General features: G+C 41.5%; 19 protein-coding genes and 2 other annotated features. All 19 genes read left to right on the top strand.

From position 1 onward, the window contains the following. The first annotated feature begins 56 nt into the window (after window positions 1-56). The 19 genes from radA (at window position 57) to AUO94_RS08180 (ending at window position 14475) form a co-directional block, all read left to right on the top strand. Entirely contained in the window at window positions 57-1433 is a 1377-nt protein-coding gene (gene radA / locus AUO94_RS08265; protein ID WP_058386757.1) for a DNA repair protein RadA, read from the top strand. 93 nt (window positions 1434-1526) lie between these two features. After that, on the top strand, window positions 1527-2606 hold the full coding sequence (locus AUO94_RS08260; RefSeq protein ID WP_058386756.1) for a PIN/TRAM domain-containing protein: 1080 nt from the start codon (window positions 1527-1529) through the stop codon (window positions 2604-2606). A 30-nt stretch (window positions 2607-2636) separates the two neighbouring features. Next, entirely contained in the window at window positions 2637-3332 is a 696-nt protein-coding gene (gene ispD, locus AUO94_RS08255) for a 2-C-methyl-D-erythritol 4-phosphate cytidylyltransferase (protein WP_058386755.1), read from the top strand. Beyond that, entirely contained in the window at window positions 3329-3829 is a 501-nt protein-coding gene (ispF, locus tag AUO94_RS08250; protein ID WP_058386754.1) for a 2-C-methyl-D-erythritol 2,4-cyclodiphosphate synthase, read from the top strand. The genes ispD and ispF overlap by 4 nt, the downstream gene beginning before the upstream one ends. Window positions 3830-3869: 40 nt before the next feature. Then, window positions 3870-5333, top strand: a complete 1464-nt coding sequence (gltX, locus tag AUO94_RS08245) for a glutamate--tRNA ligase (RefSeq protein ID WP_058386753.1) — start codon at window positions 3870-3872, stop codon at window positions 5331-5333. Window positions 5334-5375: 42 nt separating this feature from the next. Continuing rightward, window positions 5376-5593: a binding site (T-box leader), on the top strand. Between the two features lie 52 nt (window positions 5594-5645). Next, window positions 5646-6308, top strand: coding sequence for a serine O-acetyltransferase EpsC (gene epsC / locus AUO94_RS08240; RefSeq protein ID WP_058386752.1), 663 nt, complete (start codon window positions 5646-5648; stop codon window positions 6306-6308). Beyond that, window positions 6305-7708, top strand: coding sequence for a cysteine--tRNA ligase (cysS, locus tag AUO94_RS08235; protein ID WP_058386751.1), 1404 nt, complete (start codon window positions 6305-6307; stop codon window positions 7706-7708). Before epsC ends, cysS begins: the two co-directional genes overlap by 4 nt. Before the next feature lies 1 nt (window position 7709). Then, entirely contained in the window at window positions 7710-8129 is a 420-nt protein-coding gene (locus AUO94_RS08230; RefSeq protein WP_058386750.1) for a Mini-ribonuclease 3, read from the top strand. Beyond that, complete coding sequence (gene rlmB / locus AUO94_RS08225) at window positions 8126-8881, top strand: 23S rRNA (guanosine(2251)-2'-O)-methyltransferase RlmB (RefSeq protein WP_058386749.1); 756 nt, start codon at window positions 8126-8128, stop codon at window positions 8879-8881. The genes AUO94_RS08230 and rlmB overlap by 4 nt, the downstream gene beginning before the upstream one ends. A 4-nt stretch (window positions 8882-8885) precedes the next feature. Continuing rightward, window positions 8886-9395: an NYN domain-containing protein gene (locus AUO94_RS08220; protein ID WP_058386748.1), complete on the top strand. Its 510-nt coding sequence runs from the start codon at window positions 8886-8888 to the stop codon at window positions 9393-9395. Window positions 9396-9466: 71 nt separating this feature from the next. Then, entirely contained in the window at window positions 9467-10117 is a 651-nt protein-coding gene (gene sigH, locus AUO94_RS08215; RefSeq protein WP_058386747.1) for an RNA polymerase sporulation sigma factor SigH, read from the top strand. 69 nt (window positions 10118-10186) lie between these two features. Then, window positions 10187-10333 (top strand): 50S ribosomal protein L33, encoded by a 147-nt coding sequence (rpmG, locus tag AUO94_RS17025; RefSeq protein WP_078080010.1) that lies wholly within the window; start codon window positions 10187-10189, stop codon window positions 10331-10333. 58 nt (window positions 10334-10391) lie between these two features. Continuing rightward, window positions 10392-10577, top strand: coding sequence for a preprotein translocase subunit SecE (gene secE, locus AUO94_RS08210; protein WP_058386746.1), 186 nt, complete (start codon window positions 10392-10394; stop codon window positions 10575-10577). A 103-nt stretch (window positions 10578-10680) separates the two neighbouring features. Further along, a complete protein-coding gene (gene nusG, locus AUO94_RS08205; RefSeq protein WP_058386745.1) occupies window positions 10681-11214 on the top strand; it encodes a transcription termination/antitermination protein NusG in 534 nt (177 codons plus the stop codon). A gap of 164 nt (window positions 11215-11378) precedes the next feature. Continuing rightward, a complete protein-coding gene (gene rplK, locus AUO94_RS08200; RefSeq protein ID WP_006828906.1) occupies window positions 11379-11804 on the top strand; it encodes a 50S ribosomal protein L11 in 426 nt (141 codons plus the stop codon). A gap of 105 nt (window positions 11805-11909) precedes the next feature. Further along, the gene (gene rplA, locus AUO94_RS08195; protein WP_058386744.1) at window positions 11910-12608 is read left to right on the top strand and encodes a 50S ribosomal protein L1; all 699 of its coding nucleotides are present in this window, start codon (window positions 11910-11912) and stop codon (window positions 12606-12608) included. Window positions 12609-12650: 42 nt separating this feature from the next. Beyond that, window positions 12651-12799: a sequence feature (ribosomal protein L10 leader region), on the top strand. A 31-nt stretch (window positions 12800-12830) separates the two neighbouring features. Continuing rightward, a complete protein-coding gene (gene rplJ / locus AUO94_RS08190; RefSeq protein WP_058386743.1) occupies window positions 12831-13331 on the top strand; it encodes a 50S ribosomal protein L10 in 501 nt (166 codons plus the stop codon). A gap of 57 nt (window positions 13332-13388) precedes the next feature. Further along, on the top strand, window positions 13389-13748 hold the full coding sequence (rplL, locus tag AUO94_RS08185) for a 50S ribosomal protein L7/L12 (protein ID WP_058386742.1): 360 nt from the start codon (window positions 13389-13391) through the stop codon (window positions 13746-13748). A 124-nt stretch (window positions 13749-13872) separates the two neighbouring features. Then, window positions 13873-14475, top strand: a complete 603-nt coding sequence (locus AUO94_RS08180) for a class I SAM-dependent methyltransferase (RefSeq protein WP_058386741.1) — start codon at window positions 13873-13875, stop codon at window positions 14473-14475. Window positions 14476-14670 lie beyond the last annotated feature (195 nt).

Here is a 14670-nt window from a genome sequence, read left to right as displayed (position 1 = left end):
TTCCGCTCTCCGGAGTCACTTTCCGGCGAGCGGTTTTTCTATTTAAGGAGGTACACATGGCTAAGAAAAAGACGAAATTTATTTGTCAGTCGTGTGGCTATGAATCGGCTAGATGGATGGGGAAATGTCCGGGCTGTGCAGCGTGGAATACGATGACTGAAGAAGTAGAAGTGGCTGCTCCTAAAGGGACGCGTGGTGCTTTTCAGCATAGTGCGGCGGTTCCTCAAAAAGCGATACCGATTAATGCCATTGAAACGCAAGATGAACCACGAGTAGAAACAGAGCTCAGCGAATTAAACCGTGTGCTGGGTGGTGGGATTGTACCTGGATCACTGGTACTTATTGGAGGAGACCCCGGTATCGGGAAATCAACGTTGCTGTTGCAGGTTTCTGCGATGCTTGCAAATAGTGGGAACCGGGTATTATATATTTCCGGAGAAGAATCGATTAGACAAACTAAATTGCGTGCAGAGCGTTTAGATGCATCATCTTCTGAGTTATTTATCTACGCTGAAACAAATCTTGAATTGATTCATCACACGATTGAAGATGTAGCACCTGATTTTGTTATTATCGATTCAATTCAGACTGTTCACCACCCAGAAGTCACCTCTGCACCGGGGAGTGTGACGCAAGTAAGAGAAAGTACGGCAGAATTAATGCGAATCGCTAAAACAAAAAATATTGCCATTTTTCTAGTGGGACACGTAACCAAAGAAGGGCAAATTGCAGGACCTCGGATTTTGGAACATATGGTAGATACGGTGTTGTATTTTGAAGGCGAACGCCACCATACATACCGCATTTTACGCAGTGTGAAAAACCGTTTTGGTTCAACAAATGAAATCGCGATTTTTGAAATGCTTCAAAGTGGATTAAAAGAAGTGTTGAATCCATCAGAACTATTTTTACAAGAGCGGTCGAGTGGTTCGGCAGGCTCAACAGTCGTCGCTTCAATGGAAGGAACACGGCCGATTTTAGTTGAAATTCAAGCATTGGTGACTCCTTCAAGTTTTAATTATCCGAAACGGATGGCGACGGGAATTGACGTCAATCGAGTGACCTTATTGATGGCGGTTCTAGAAAAGCGCGTTGGTATGCTTTTGCAAGCGCAAGACGCGTACATTAAAGTTGCAGGTGGCGTAAAGCTTGACGAACCAGCGATTGATTTGGCTGTATTGGCAAGTATTGTTTCAAGTTTCCGAGACAAAGCGCCAAACGTTTATGATTGTATTATTGGAGAGGTCGGATTGACTGGTGAAGTTAGACGCGTATCGCGTATTGAGCAGCGCGTTCAAGAAGCAGCAAAACTAGGCTTTAAGCGTGCGATTATTCCAGCATCTAATTTAGGTGGTTGGGATTATCCAGAAGGAATTCGCGTAGTCGGTGTAGAAAGTGTTAACGATGCATTAAAAGAAATTTTTCCACAGTAAGGAGGCGATTTTGCCTCCTTTTATTTCTAAACAGGTGTCATTGGAGCGTTCTCGTTTTAAAATGTGTATAATTAAAAAAAGGAGGTGGAGCTTATGCTAAGACCTATTATTCAAATTATGTTTTTACTTATTGGTGCGACAATCGGAATTTTATTATTGCCATCTGCATTTGAACTTATTCCCCTTCTCGACAATCCGTGGATCAGCAACCCTTACGTAGCGGCAATTGTGGGGGCTCTTGTTTTTTTCTTACTGTCTTTATTATTTGTCGATTCGCTAATCAATTTTATGAAATGGATGGAAGAGAAATTGCTACGTACTCCAACACCGGATCTGTTGTTCGGGACGATAGGAATGGTCATTGGTCTTGTAGTAGCTTTCCTAGTTGGCTTTGCACTGAGTACGGTTGATATTCTTCTAGTTGCGACAGTGGCACCTTTAGTGCTTTCTGTAGTACTTGGCTATTTAGGTTTCCAGGTAGGATTTAAAAAACGTGAAGAAATGTTGTCTATGTTGACGCCGGCTAGATTTGCACCAGCGAAAAAGCCAGAGCCAGAAGAGCCTGTTGAAAAAGTTTCTTATAAATTGCTTGATACGAGTGTCATCATCGATGGTCGGATTGCCGATATCTCAGCAACCGGTTTTATGGAAGGTACGTTTGTTGTGCCGCAATTTGTGTTGTCTGAGCTGCAACATATTGCCGATTCTTCCGATACCTTAAAACGTACGCGAGGCAGACGTGGGTTGGATATTTTAAAACGGCTTCAAAGCGAACGTGTCGATGCGATTATGATCACAGAAGAAAGTTTTGACGAAGTGAGCGAAGTCGATTTAAAATTGATGCGCGCTGCGAAGAAAATGGGCGGCAAAGTCGTGACCAACGATTTTAACCTCAATAAAGTGTGTGAACTTCATAATGTTCCTGTTTTGAATATTAATGATTTAGCTAATGCTGTAAAACCTGTCGTGATTCCAGGAGAAGATATGCACGTCGTGGTTATTAAAGACGGCAAAGAGCAAAATCAAGGTGTCGCTTATTTAGACGATGGGACAATGATTGTCATTGAAGGCGGCAAAGGATTTATTGGTCAGGCGATCAATGTGACAGTAACGAGTGTATTGCAGACTTCTGCAGGACGAATGATTTTCGCCAAACCGCGTGAAGGCAAATAACGTGCAACATAAGGATAAGGATGTTTTTCGATGAATTATACAGTGGTCTTACCTGCTGCTGGCAGTGGGAAACGAATGAAAGCTGATAAAAATAAATTACTACTCGAACTTTTTGGCAAGCCCATTTTTCTTTATACGTTAGACGTTTTTCAGCAAGATCCCAATTGTGATGCTATTTGGCTGGCGGTCAAAGAGCAGGAGCAGGAATTGATAGAGGACTATGTAAAACGCTACAATCTGACAAAAGTACAAGGTTACGCTACAGGGGGAGTAGAACGGCAAGATAGCGTTAGAGCCTGTCTTGAAGTGATTCCACCTTGTGGCGTTGTTTTGGTTCACGATGCAGCACGACCTTTTATCGATCAAAAAGTAATTGCGCAATTAGCAGAAACGGCCCAACAATCAGGAGCGGCTATTGCTGCTGTACCGGTAAAAGATACGATCAAGAAAGCCGAAAACGGTGTAATCACAGAAACAGTTGACCGCAATCAATTATGGATGATTCAAACACCGCAGGCATTCCGCTACTCGTTGATCTTAGAAGCAGCACGCATAGCCCACAAAGATGGATTTATGGGAACTGATGAGGCGATGCTTGTTGAGCGTTTAAACCAACCCGTAGCGATTGTTGAAAGTACATACGAAAATATTAAAATGACGACGCCAGATGATTTGATTTATGGAAAAGCTATTCTGGAAAGTCGCTTACAGGAGGAACAAAAATGATTCGAATTGGACAAGGTTATGATGTGCATCAATTAGTTGAAGGACGCCCATTTATTTTGGGGGGTATTGAAATTGAACATCACAAAGGATTGCTTGGTCATTCAGATGCGGATGTTTTATTGCATACCATCACAGATGCAGCACTTGGCGCGATAGGTGGAGGCGACATTGGCAAGCATTTCCCAGACACAGATCCAGAATTTAAAGATGCTGATTCCCGCAAACTGTTAACGCATATTTGGGAATATGTGAAAGAACAAGGCTATGAGCTCGGCAATATCGATTGCACAGTTATTGCGCAAAAGCCGAAATTGGCCCCTTACATTGAGCAAATGCGTGAATCGATTGCGACCTTATTAGAAGCTGATGTTTCGCAGGTAAACGTCAAAGCCACGACTTCAGAGCATCTTGGATTTACTGGACGTGAAGAAGGAATTGCTTCATTAGCAGTGATTTTGTTAACAAAACGTCCGGTTTCACTTGATGTCCCGGAGTGATAGAATAGCAGAAGGATAAGACATTTTAGGAGGAAATTAAATGACACAAGAAGTACGCGTACGTTATGCACCGAGTCCTACAGGTCACCTGCATATTGGAGGCGCCCGTACAGCTCTATTTAACTATTTATTTGCACGCCACAATAATGGTAAATTCATTATCCGTATTGAAGATACAGATACGGCTCGTAACATTGAAACCGGGATCATGTCGCAGTTGGATAATTTAAAATGGTTAGGTATTGAACACGATGAATCAATTGATATTGGCGGAGAATATGGTCCTTACCGTCAAATGGAACGGTTGGATACGTATCAAGAGCATTCTGAGAAAATGCTTGAAAAAGGATTGGCTTATAAATGTTTCTGTACGCCTGAAGAGTTGGAAACAGAACGCGATGCACAAAAAGCATCTGGTATTGCAGCACCACAATACAGTGGCACTTGTCGCAATTTAACAGCCGAAGAAGTTGCTGAAAAAGAAACAGCAGGAAAAACATTCACTCTTCGTGCAAAAGTTCCGGCTAATACTACGTATGAGTTTAATGACTTAGTGCGTGGGCAAATTTCATTTGAGTCAAAAGATGTTGGCGACTGGGTCATGGTTAAAACGAACGGTATTCCTACGTATAACTTTGCGGTTGTTATCGATGATTATTTGATGAAAATCTCACATGTCTTCCGAGGCGAAGAGCATTTGTCGAACACACCAAGACAAATGATGATTTACGATGCATTTGGCTGGGACTACCCGAGTTATGGTCATATGACGTTAATCATCAACGAAGACCGCAAGAAATTATCGAAGCGTGACGAGTCGATCTTGCAGTTTATTTCGCAGTACAAAGATTTAGGGTACATTCCAGAAGCCTTATTTAATTTCTTTGGGCTACTTGGTTGGTCTCCAGAAGGTGAAGAAGAGATTTTCTCGAAAGAAGAATTTATTCGGATCTTTGATGTGGAGCGCTTATCTAAATCACCATCAATGTTTGATAAACAGAAATTAATGTGGATGAACAACCAATACATCAAGCAATTGCCGCTTGAAGAAGTCGTGAAATTGTCTCTACCGCATTTGCAAAAAGCAGGCAAACTGCCAGAAGAAATGACGGATGAGCAAACAGAATGGGCTAATAAGCTAGTTGCTTTGTACCACGATCAAATGAGCTATGGTGCAGAAATCACTGAGCTGTCTGAACAGTTTTTCACTGACGAATTGACGTATGGCGAAGCGGAGAAAGAAATTTTGGCTGCTGAGCAAGTGCCAGAAGTGATGACGGCTTTTAAAGAACAGCTAGCTGCACTTGAAAATTTTGAGCCAGCTGAAATCAAAGCAGCAATCAAAGCCGTTCAAAAAGCAACAGGGCATAAGGGCAAAAACCTATTCATGCCGATTCGTGTAGTGATCACCGGACAAATGCACGGACCTGAATTGCCAGACTCTATTTCTTTATTAGGTAAAGACAAAGCCATCGCCCGTGTTTCACAATATGCAGGTGCCTAACATTGACTTATTAGGCTGACGGTGTAAAATAGATTTACCATCTATAAAACGTTGACGAGAAGAAGTACATGCAGCAAGCTCTCAAGAGAAGATCCTCATCGGCTGAAAGGGATCCGGGCCGCTGCCGCATCGAAATGCCTCTCCGAGTGCTGAGTCGAATCAAGTAGACCAGACGTTTTGCCTGCGTTATAGGCTTTCGAGAGAAAAGGACGAGCTGTTCTTTTAATCAGAGTGGAACCGCGCAACTAAGCGTCTCTGTCATGTATATGACAGGGGCGCTTTTTATTTTGGATCAGAAAGGAAGCGAGACAAATGTTTAAGTTATTGAAAGATGATGTGGATGTCATTTTTGAACAAGACCCGGCGGCGCGTAATTATTGGGAAGTTATGTTAACTTATTCCGGTCTCCATGCTATTTGGGCACATCGATTAGCACATTTCTTTTTTAAGAATAAATTGTTTTTTATTGCCCGTGTGATCTCGCAAATTAGCCGCTTTTTTACAGGCATCGAAATTCATCCAGGTGCCGTTATTGGCCGCAGGTTTTTTATTGACCATGGTATGGGTGTTGTTATTGGAGAAACTTGTGAAATCGGTGATAATGTTACTTTGTATCAAGGTGTCACATTAGGTGGTACAGGTAAAGAACGTGGTAAACGTCATCCGACATTAGAAGATAATGTTTTAGTTGCGACAGGCGCCAAAGTGTTAGGTTCTATTATTATTGGTGCTAATTCCAAAGTTGGAGCCGGATCGGTCGTTTTAAAAAATGTCCCGATGAATTCTACGGTAGTCGGAATTCCAGGCAAAGTGGTCATTCAAAATGGTATGAAAGTAAAACAAGATTTAAACCATCAACATATGCCAGACCCTGTTATGGATAAATGTGATGGGATGGAAGCAAAAATTGCTAAATTGCAACAGGAAATCGAACAACTAAAACAAGTAACACAGGAAGAAGGGCGTCGTTTATGACAATCCAAATTTTTAATTCATTATCCAGACAAAAAGAAACCTTTATTCCATTAGAAGAGGGTAAAGTGAAAATGTATGTCTGCGGACCGACTGTTTATAATTATATTCACATTGGTAACGCGCGTCCGGTCATCGTTTATGACACCGTTCGTCGTCATTTAGAATACCGCGGTTATGACGTGAAGTATGTATCCAATTTTACAGATATAGACGACAAATTAATCAAAGCAGCAAATGAACTGGGTCAGGAAGTTCCTGAAATTGCAGAGCGTTTCATCGCTGCTTATTTTGAAGATACACAGGCACTGGGGTGTGCAGAAGCAGATGTTCATCCGCGAGTAACCGATCACATGGTGCAAATTATTGAGTTTATCGAGGCATTGATTGAAAAAGGCTATGCTTATGAGTCTCAAGGCGACGTTTACTATAGAACGCGCAAATTTGAAGGTTATGGCAAGTTGTCTCATCAATCAGTTGATGAGTTGAAGATTGGTGCTCGTATTGAAACAGGGGATAAAAAAGAAGATGAGCTAGATTTCGTGCTATGGAAAGCGGCCAAACCAAAAGAAATTTCATGGGATAGCCCATGGGGGAAAGGGCGTCCAGGTTGGCACATCGAGTGCTCGGTAATGGCGCGCGAACATTTGGGTGATACGATTGATATTCACGCAGGTGGACAAGATTTAACGTTCCCGCATCACGAAAATGAAATTGCTCAATCTGAAGCGTTCACTGGCAAGCCATTTGCGCGTTATTGGATGCACAACGGGTATATCAATATTGATAATGAAAAAATGTCGAAGTCGCTGAATAATTTTGTGTTGGTAACCGATATATTAAAAGAGATGGACCCACAAGTGCTACGTTTCTTTATGTTGTCGGTTCATTACCGTCACCCAATCAACTACTCGCAGCAATTAGTAGAAGATGCAGTTGCTGGACTAGAGCGACTGCGTACAGCTTATGCTAACTTAAATCACCGATTGAGTGTGTCTGCTGACCTCGGCGACCATTCAGATAGTTGGATTAACAAAATCGACACGATTAAAGCGGCGTTTATTGAAACAATGGATGATGACTTTAATACAGCAAATGCGATTTCTAGTCTTTTCGACTTATCTCGCTTATCCAATACGTATTTATTGGAAAAACAAACAGCAACAACGGTTTTGGAAACATTCCTCGCAGTGTTTGATGAGTTGGCTGGTGTTTTAGGCTTACCGTTCAGTCAGAAAAAAGAACTGCTAGACGAAGAAGTAGAAGCTTTGATGATCGAACGCATTGAAGCGCGTAAAAATCGTGACTTTGCACGGGCAGATGAAATCCGTGATTTATTCAAAGAAAAAAATATCATTTTAGAAGATACAGCGCAAGGGACACGCTGGAAACGAGGGCAATAAATTGACTATTTTACGAAAAAACGATGTAGATCAACTCAATGCACTTGCTCTTGCCTATATGGGAGATGCGGTTTATGAGCAAGCAGTACGTGAGCATTTATTGCGCTCTGGCCGTTCAAAACCGAATATTTTGCATCGCCAATCAACTACTTTCGTTTCTGCTAAAGCGCAAGCAGTGGTGTTAAAGCGGCTGACAGAAGAAGGGTTTTTAACAGAAGCCGAATTGGCGATCATGAGAAGAGGACGCAACGCCAAGTCTGGGTCCGTACCAAAAAATACCGATGTACAAACTTATAATTTCAGTACCGCTTTTGAAGCGGTACTGGGCTGGTTGTATTTAAAAGAAGAACAAGCGCGTGTGGACGAAATCATTTCCTATGCGATTGAGATCATTGAAGAGCTGGGAGGCGGATTGAAATGACTGAAGAAGAGTTGGCACCGGAAATAATTGGCGGTAAGAACCCCGTACTCGAAGCGTTACGAGCAGACCGGGATATTAATAAAATCTGGATTGCTGAAGGTGTCCAGAAAAAAGGCATTACTGAATTATTGCAGTTGGCAAAAGACAGAGGCGTCATTGTCCAGTCAGTTCCAAAGAAAAAAATTGACGGTTTGACGGATACTAATCATCAAGGAATCGCAGCAGCAGTAGCTGCTTATAATTACGCAAGTCTGGATGATTTGTTTGACGCAGCTTCGGCAAAGAGTGAAGATCCATTTTTCTTGATCTTAGATGAGCTAGAAGATCCGCATAATTTAGGGTCTATCATGAGAACAGCGGATGCAATTGGCGTTCATGGTTTGATTATTCCAAAGCGTCGTGCAGTTGGTTTGACTGGGGTTGTGGCAAAAGCTTCAACGGGCGCGATTGAGCATGTGCCAGTCGTGCGCATTAATAACTTGTCACAAACTGTAGATGAACTAAAAAAGCGCGGGGTATGGATTGCCGGTACTGATGCAAAAGAGTCGGTTGATTACCGAAAAATGGATGCATCTTTGCCACTAGCCGTTATTATTGGTAGCGAAGGCAAAGGCATGAGTCGGATTTTGCGTGAAAAATGTGATTTTCTTTATCAATTGCCTATGGTAGGTCATGTCACGTCGCTTAATGCGTCAGTAGCAGCAAGCTTGTTGATGTACGAAGTTTATAGAAAGCGCAATCCATTGGATTAATGCCATGAATATTCTGCTGGTTGATGGATACAATATCATTGGAGACTGGGTCGAACTGCAGGAACTGAAAAAAGATAAATTGGCGAATGCCAGAGATCGTCTTATTGAGCGGATGGCTGAATACCGGAGCTATAAGGGATGGCGTGTTATCATCGTTTTTGACGCTCATCTTGTTCCGGGAATTGAAGCCAAAAATCTGCACCACGATGTTGAAGTCATTTACACAAAAGAAAGCGAAACGGCAGATGAACGGATCGAAAAATTGGCGACAAGCTTGCATACTCGCCGCGACCAAGTTTATGTAGCGACTTCGGATTTAACAGAGCAATGGGTTATTTTTGGTAAAGGAGCTCTACGAATTTCAGCAAGAGAACTAGAAATTGAAATGACTGAAATACAGGAGAACATCACTAAAAAAGTAAAAGAAATCCAGGAGCAGCGCGGGATTTCAAAAATACCGCTGTCTGGAGAAGTAGCGGAAATTTTCGAAAAATGGCGAAGAGGCTTGAAATGAACGGTTGACGCTCATTTTTTTCTTCCTGTATACTGAAGATATCGAGGCTCACGCAATCGGAGGGATCACCCGTGGAAAATCATGATCAAGTTCAGCCCCAACGATTCACCGGTATGACAGATGAGGAACTTGTCAGTTTAGTCCACAGTGGAAATACGGAAGCACTGGATTTTTTGATTACAAAGTTCCGTCCTTTTGTTCGAATGAAAGCCCGCTCGTATTTTCTGATCGGCGCTGACAAAGAAGACATTATTCAAGAAGGCATGATTGGTTTATACAAGGCGATTCGGGATTTTAAAAGTGATAAATTATCTTCGTTTCGTGCATTTGCGGAATTATGTATTATTCGTCAAATCATCACCGCTATTAAAACAGCAACTCGACAGAAGCATATTCCGTTAAATTCGTATATCTCGTTGGACAAGCCAATTTACGATGAAGAGTCTGACCGGACTTTAATGGATGTACTGACGGGCAATGGCGTAGACGATCCGGAAGATTTGGTCATTCATAACGAAGAGTTTCAGTATATGGAAGAAAAAATGGGAGAAGTACTAAGTGAACTGGAACGTGAAGTGTTAGCCCTTTATTTAGATGGTCAATCTTATCAAGAAATTTCAGAAAAGCTTGAACGCCATGTAAAATCAATTGATAACGCATTACAGCGAGTCAAGAGAAAACTTGAGCGTCACTTACAGATCAATGAGATGCCAAGCTCCTGAAGTGCGGTTGACAGGGCTGTTTTAAGGTGATAACCTTGAAAAAGCTTTAAATATAAATAAGGTGATACTGTGGTCAAAAAAATTGTATTAAGCTGCTCAAAATGTGCATCTCGTAATTATACGGTTCCTGCGAAAGCAGAAGCTAGCACACGTTTGGAACTCAAAAAATTCTGTGCTCATTGCAATGAGCATACCGTGCATAAACAAACGATATGAATTTAACTGAATGCCGGGCGATATAGAGTGATTTTGAAATTCGGAGGTTTTTAAAATAATGGGTAACATTAGCGGTTTCTTTAAAAATGTCGTTTCGGAAATGCGGAAAGTAAGCTGGCCGAAACGAAAAGAACTAACTCGTTATACAATCGTTGTTCTTTCTACTTGTATTTTTATGGCTCTCTTTTTCACAATAGTCGATGCAGGCATCTCGGAATTATTCCGTTGGTTCGTAGCATTATAAGTTGTTCGATAAGAATAACGCATAAAAAATAGCCCGTCATTCTATGAGAACGGGTTTTTTCATTTGGTTAAAAAGGAGGGATGGACGTTTAGTCCGCACGATTATGGAGAAAAATTGGTATGTAGTCCACACGTATTCCGGGTATGAAAACAAAGTTAAAGCAAATTTAGAAAAGCGTGTCGAAACAATGGGTATGGAAGATCTGATCTTTCGCGTCATCATTCCCGAAGAACAAGAAACAGATTTTAAAGATGGTAAAAAGCGTACAGTAATGCGTAAGACCTTCCCGGGATATGTTTTGGTTGAATTGATCATGACAGATGAATCTTGGTATGTAGTCAGAAATACACCGGGTGTTACAGGATTTATCGGTTCATCAGGTGGAGGAGCAAAACCAACGCCGTTATTAGATGAAGAAGTTGAATTTATCTTGAAACAAATGGGTATGACAGAACGCAAAGTGGACATTGACTTTGCGGTTGCGGATACAGTTGAAGTAATGGAAGGGCCATTTGCTAATTTCCAAGGAAAAGTCGAGGAAATTGATGATACAAAAGGCAAAGTAAAAGTAGCGATTGACATCTTCGGTCGCGAAACCAAAATGGAACTGGATTTCGAGCAAGTTCAAAAAGTATAAAAGTCCCTTGCTATTCTGAATTATTAATGGTATTATTTCAAAGGTCAGACTGTCATAGGACACTCTGTACAATTTAGCTAATTCTATCAACATCGTTGACAGACAGATATTGAGTGGGAGGGGCAACCCTATTACCACATCACGGACTTAAGGAGGTGTGTTTCGTGGCTAAAAAAGTTGTTAAAGTTGTAAAATTGCAGATACCTGCAGCAAAAGCTAATCCAGCGCCACCAGTTGGTCCAGCATTGGGTCAAGCAGGTGTTAACATCATGGGATTCTGTAAAGAGTTTAACGCGCGTACGGCAGATCAAGCAGGACTGATCATTCCAGTTGAGATTTCAGTATTTGAAGATCGTTCATTTACATTCATTACGAAAACTCCGCCCGCAGCTGTTCTATTAAAAGTAGCAGCCGGTATTGAATCAGGTTCAGGCGAACCGAACCGCAATAAAGTAGCGACTGTGAAACGCGACAAAGTTCGCGAAATAGCAGAAACTAAAATGCCAGATCTAAATGCTGCTTCAGTAGAAGCTGCAATGTTGATGGTTGAAGGTACTGCTCGCAGTATGGGCATTACAATCGAAGACTAATTCTAGTAGTTGTTTTTGGATGGGTTGCGCAGTTCATCATGAACCGCGCAGCCTTTAATCGTGGGAGGTTCATTCCGTTATACCACAACAAGGAGGACGTTTAAAATGGCTAAAACAGGCAAAAAATTGCAAGACGCACAAAAATTAATCGACCGCTCAAAACAATACGAAGCGAAAGAAGCAATCGAACTTGCGAAAAAAGCAAGCACGGTGAACTTTGACGCTACAGTGGAAGTGGCTTTCCGTCTAGGAATCGACACGCGTAAGAACGACCAGCAAATCCGTGGGGCAGTAGTACTTCCAAACGGAACTGGTAAAACTCAAAGCGTATTGGTTTTTGCTAAAGGCGAAAAACTTAAAGAAGCTGAAGCAGCTGGTGCTGATTTCGTAGGCGACGCTGAATATATCCAAAAAATCCAACAAGGATGGTTTGACTTCGACGTGATCGTTGCAACTCCTGACATGATGGGTGAAGTTGGTAAACTTGGACGCGTTTTAGGACCAAAAGGCTTAATGCCAAACCCTAAAACAGGTACAGTTACTTTTGACGTAACGAAAGCTGTTCAAGAAATCAAAGCGGGTAAAGTGGAATACCGTGCAGACAAAACAGGTATTATCCATGCGCCAATCGGGAAAGTTTCTTTTGATGACAGCAAACTTGCTGAAAACTTAGAAGCGATCTATGACGTAGTATTAAAAGCGAAGCCATCTTCTGCTAAAGGTACGTACATCAAATCATTAAACGTTACTACTACAATGGGGCCTGCTGTTAAAGTGGATCCATCTAAAGTAGTTGCTAAATAATATATTGACATCGTATTTCTGCTCTGCTATACTAGCGGAGTTGTGAAATACCCATTTGTACCGCAGACAGTAGGGGCGCTAGTCGCTTAATTTATCCCTGCCGAGGACATGATGAATTCAGTAAACATCTTTTTGATGCTGATTTTATGCCTCTGTGTCTGTAATGGACCAGAGGCTTTTCTTATGGACGGTATAAATGAAAAATCTATAGGAGGTGCCAAAATGAGCAAAGCAGTTGAAACGAAAAAAGTTGTCGTGCAAACAATCGCTGATAAATTCAATGCTGCAGCGTCAGTTGTAGTTGTTGATTACCGTGGATTGAACGTTGCACAATTAACAGAACTTCGTAAACAGCTTCGTGAAGCAGGCGTTGAGTTTAAAGTTTACAAAAACTCAATGACTCGTCGTGCGACTGAAATGCACGGACTTGAAGCAATCAACGAACACTTTACAGGACCAAACGCAATTGCATTTTCTAACGAAGATGTAGTAGCACCAGCAAGAATCATCAATAACTTCGCTAAAGCGAATGAAGCGCTTGAAATCAAAGCGGGCGTTATTGAAGGCGTAGTCGCATCTGCTGACGATATGAAAGCATTGGCAGAACTTCCATCACGTGATGGCTTGCTATCTATGCTACTCAGCGTACTACAAGCTCCAATCCGCAACTTTGCAGCTACAACAAAAGCAGTTGCAGATCAAAAAGAAGAACAAGGCGCTTAATAAGTTAGCCGGCTAAGCAAGACAAAAAATATTACCTATCAATAGGAGGAAACTATAATGACACAAGAACAAATCTTAGACGCAATCAAAGAAATGACAGTTCTTCAACTAAACGACCTAGTAAAAGCAATCGAAGAAGAGTTCGGCGTAACTGCTGCTGCTCCTGTTGCTGCTGCTGGTGCTGGCGCTGCTGCTGAAGAAGAACAAACTGAATTTGACGTTATTCTTACTTCTGCAGGCGATTCAAAAATCAAAGTAATCAAAGCAGTACGCGAAATCACTGGTCTTGGTCTTAAAGAAGCGAAAGCACTTGTAGACGAAGCTCCTAAAGCAATCAAAGAAGGCGTATCTAAAGAAGACGCTGAAGAAATGAAGGGCAAACTTGAAGAAGTTGGCGCTTCAGTAGAAGTTAAGTAATTTCATGAATTCATAAAAAAGAAAGGAAAGCTCGTCAGTGTATACCGACGGGCTTTTCTTCTTTTTAAATTTATTTGCAGGGCGGACATTGTCCGTAATAAGGTGAATGCAAGGAGGACGTTATATGTCTCAACATTATTATTCTAAAAATCCTCAAATAAAAAGCAATCCTCGAGAGTGGACAGATGTGTTACGCGGCGAAAAATTCCGATTCCAAACCGATACAGGAGTTTTCAGCAAAAGTGAAGTCGATTTTGGTTCGCGTTTATTAATCGAGGCATTCAGAGAAGCTGATATTGATGGACCTATGCTGGATGTGGGTTGTGGTTACGGGCCGATCGGGATGGCAATCGCAAAAGCATTTCCTCAAAAACAAGTTCATATGATAGATGTGAATACACGAGCTATTGAACTAGCGAAAACAAATGTTGAAAAAAATGAGATCTCCAATGTCCAGATTTATGAAAGTGACGGATTAGCTGCGGTTGAAATTGATGATTTCTCAGCTATCCTAACAAATCCGCCAATTAGGGCTGGAAAAGAAACTATTTTCCGTTTTTATGAAGAAGCAGCTGCAAAGTTAATGGATGGTGGATCATTGTGGGTAGTTATTCAGAAAAAGCAGGGTGCTCCTTCTACACAAGTGAAATTAGAAGAACTTTTCGGAGAAGTAAGAGTGGTTGATAAGAAGAAAGGTTACTTTATTTTTGAAGCCAGAAAAATTTGACTTGACAAAACGCCTGTGTTATTATAATGAAATGCAAAATTTATTATTTTGAGGTCGTTTGCCCTTTTTCGGGCTTGGCATGGCGACAGAGCTAATCACGTGTAAACCGAAAATGAGCTATTTTAGCCTCGTTTTCTTTTTGTCTTTTCGATATCATACACTATTTTGTAGAAATCGCAAAGACCTATAATCGTT

This window comes from Planococcus kocurii (genome assembly GCF_001465835.2).
Taxonomy (GTDB): domain Bacteria; phylum Bacillota; class Bacilli; order Bacillales_A; family Planococcaceae; genus Planococcus; species Planococcus kocurii.
Note: the sequence above shows the minus strand (reverse complement) of the source record. Positions and strands in the feature narration are given on the sequence as shown.

Coding starts and splice junctions, on each gene's coding strand:
- nusG (WP_058386745.1), top strand. CDS start 10,681: ATGGAGAAAAATTGGTATGTAGTCCACACGTATTCCGGGTATGAAAAC.
- gltX (WP_058386753.1), top strand. CDS start 3,870: ATGACACAAGAAGTACGCGTACGTTATGCACCGAGTCCTACAGGTCAC.
- ispF (WP_058386754.1), top strand. CDS start 3,329: ATGATTCGAATTGGACAAGGTTATGATGTGCATCAATTAGTTGAAGGA.
- AUO94_RS08220 (WP_058386748.1), top strand. CDS start 8,886: ATGAATATTCTGCTGGTTGATGGATACAATATCATTGGAGACTGGGTC.
- epsC (WP_058386752.1), top strand. CDS start 5,646: ATGTTTAAGTTATTGAAAGATGATGTGGATGTCATTTTTGAACAAGAC.
- rplA (WP_058386744.1), top strand. CDS start 11,910: ATGGCTAAAACAGGCAAAAAATTGCAAGACGCACAAAAATTAATCGAC.
- cysS (WP_058386751.1), top strand. CDS start 6,305: ATGACAATCCAAATTTTTAATTCATTATCCAGACAAAAAGAAACCTTT.
- ispD (WP_058386755.1), top strand. CDS start 2,637: ATGAATTATACAGTGGTCTTACCTGCTGCTGGCAGTGGGAAACGAATG.
- rlmB (WP_058386749.1), top strand. CDS start 8,126: ATGACTGAAGAAGAGTTGGCACCGGAAATAATTGGCGGTAAGAACCCC.
- secE (WP_058386746.1), top strand. CDS start 10,392: ATGGGTAACATTAGCGGTTTCTTTAAAAATGTCGTTTCGGAAATGCGG.
- AUO94_RS08260 (WP_058386756.1), top strand. CDS start 1,527: ATGCTAAGACCTATTATTCAAATTATGTTTTTACTTATTGGTGCGACA.
- AUO94_RS08180 (WP_058386741.1), top strand. CDS start 13,873: ATGTCTCAACATTATTATTCTAAAAATCCTCAAATAAAAAGCAATCCT.
- rplL (WP_058386742.1), top strand. CDS start 13,389: ATGACACAAGAACAAATCTTAGACGCAATCAAAGAAATGACAGTTCTT.
- rplJ (WP_058386743.1), top strand. CDS start 12,831: ATGAGCAAAGCAGTTGAAACGAAAAAAGTTGTCGTGCAAACAATCGCT.
- radA (WP_058386757.1), top strand. CDS start 57: ATGGCTAAGAAAAAGACGAAATTTATTTGTCAGTCGTGTGGCTATGAA.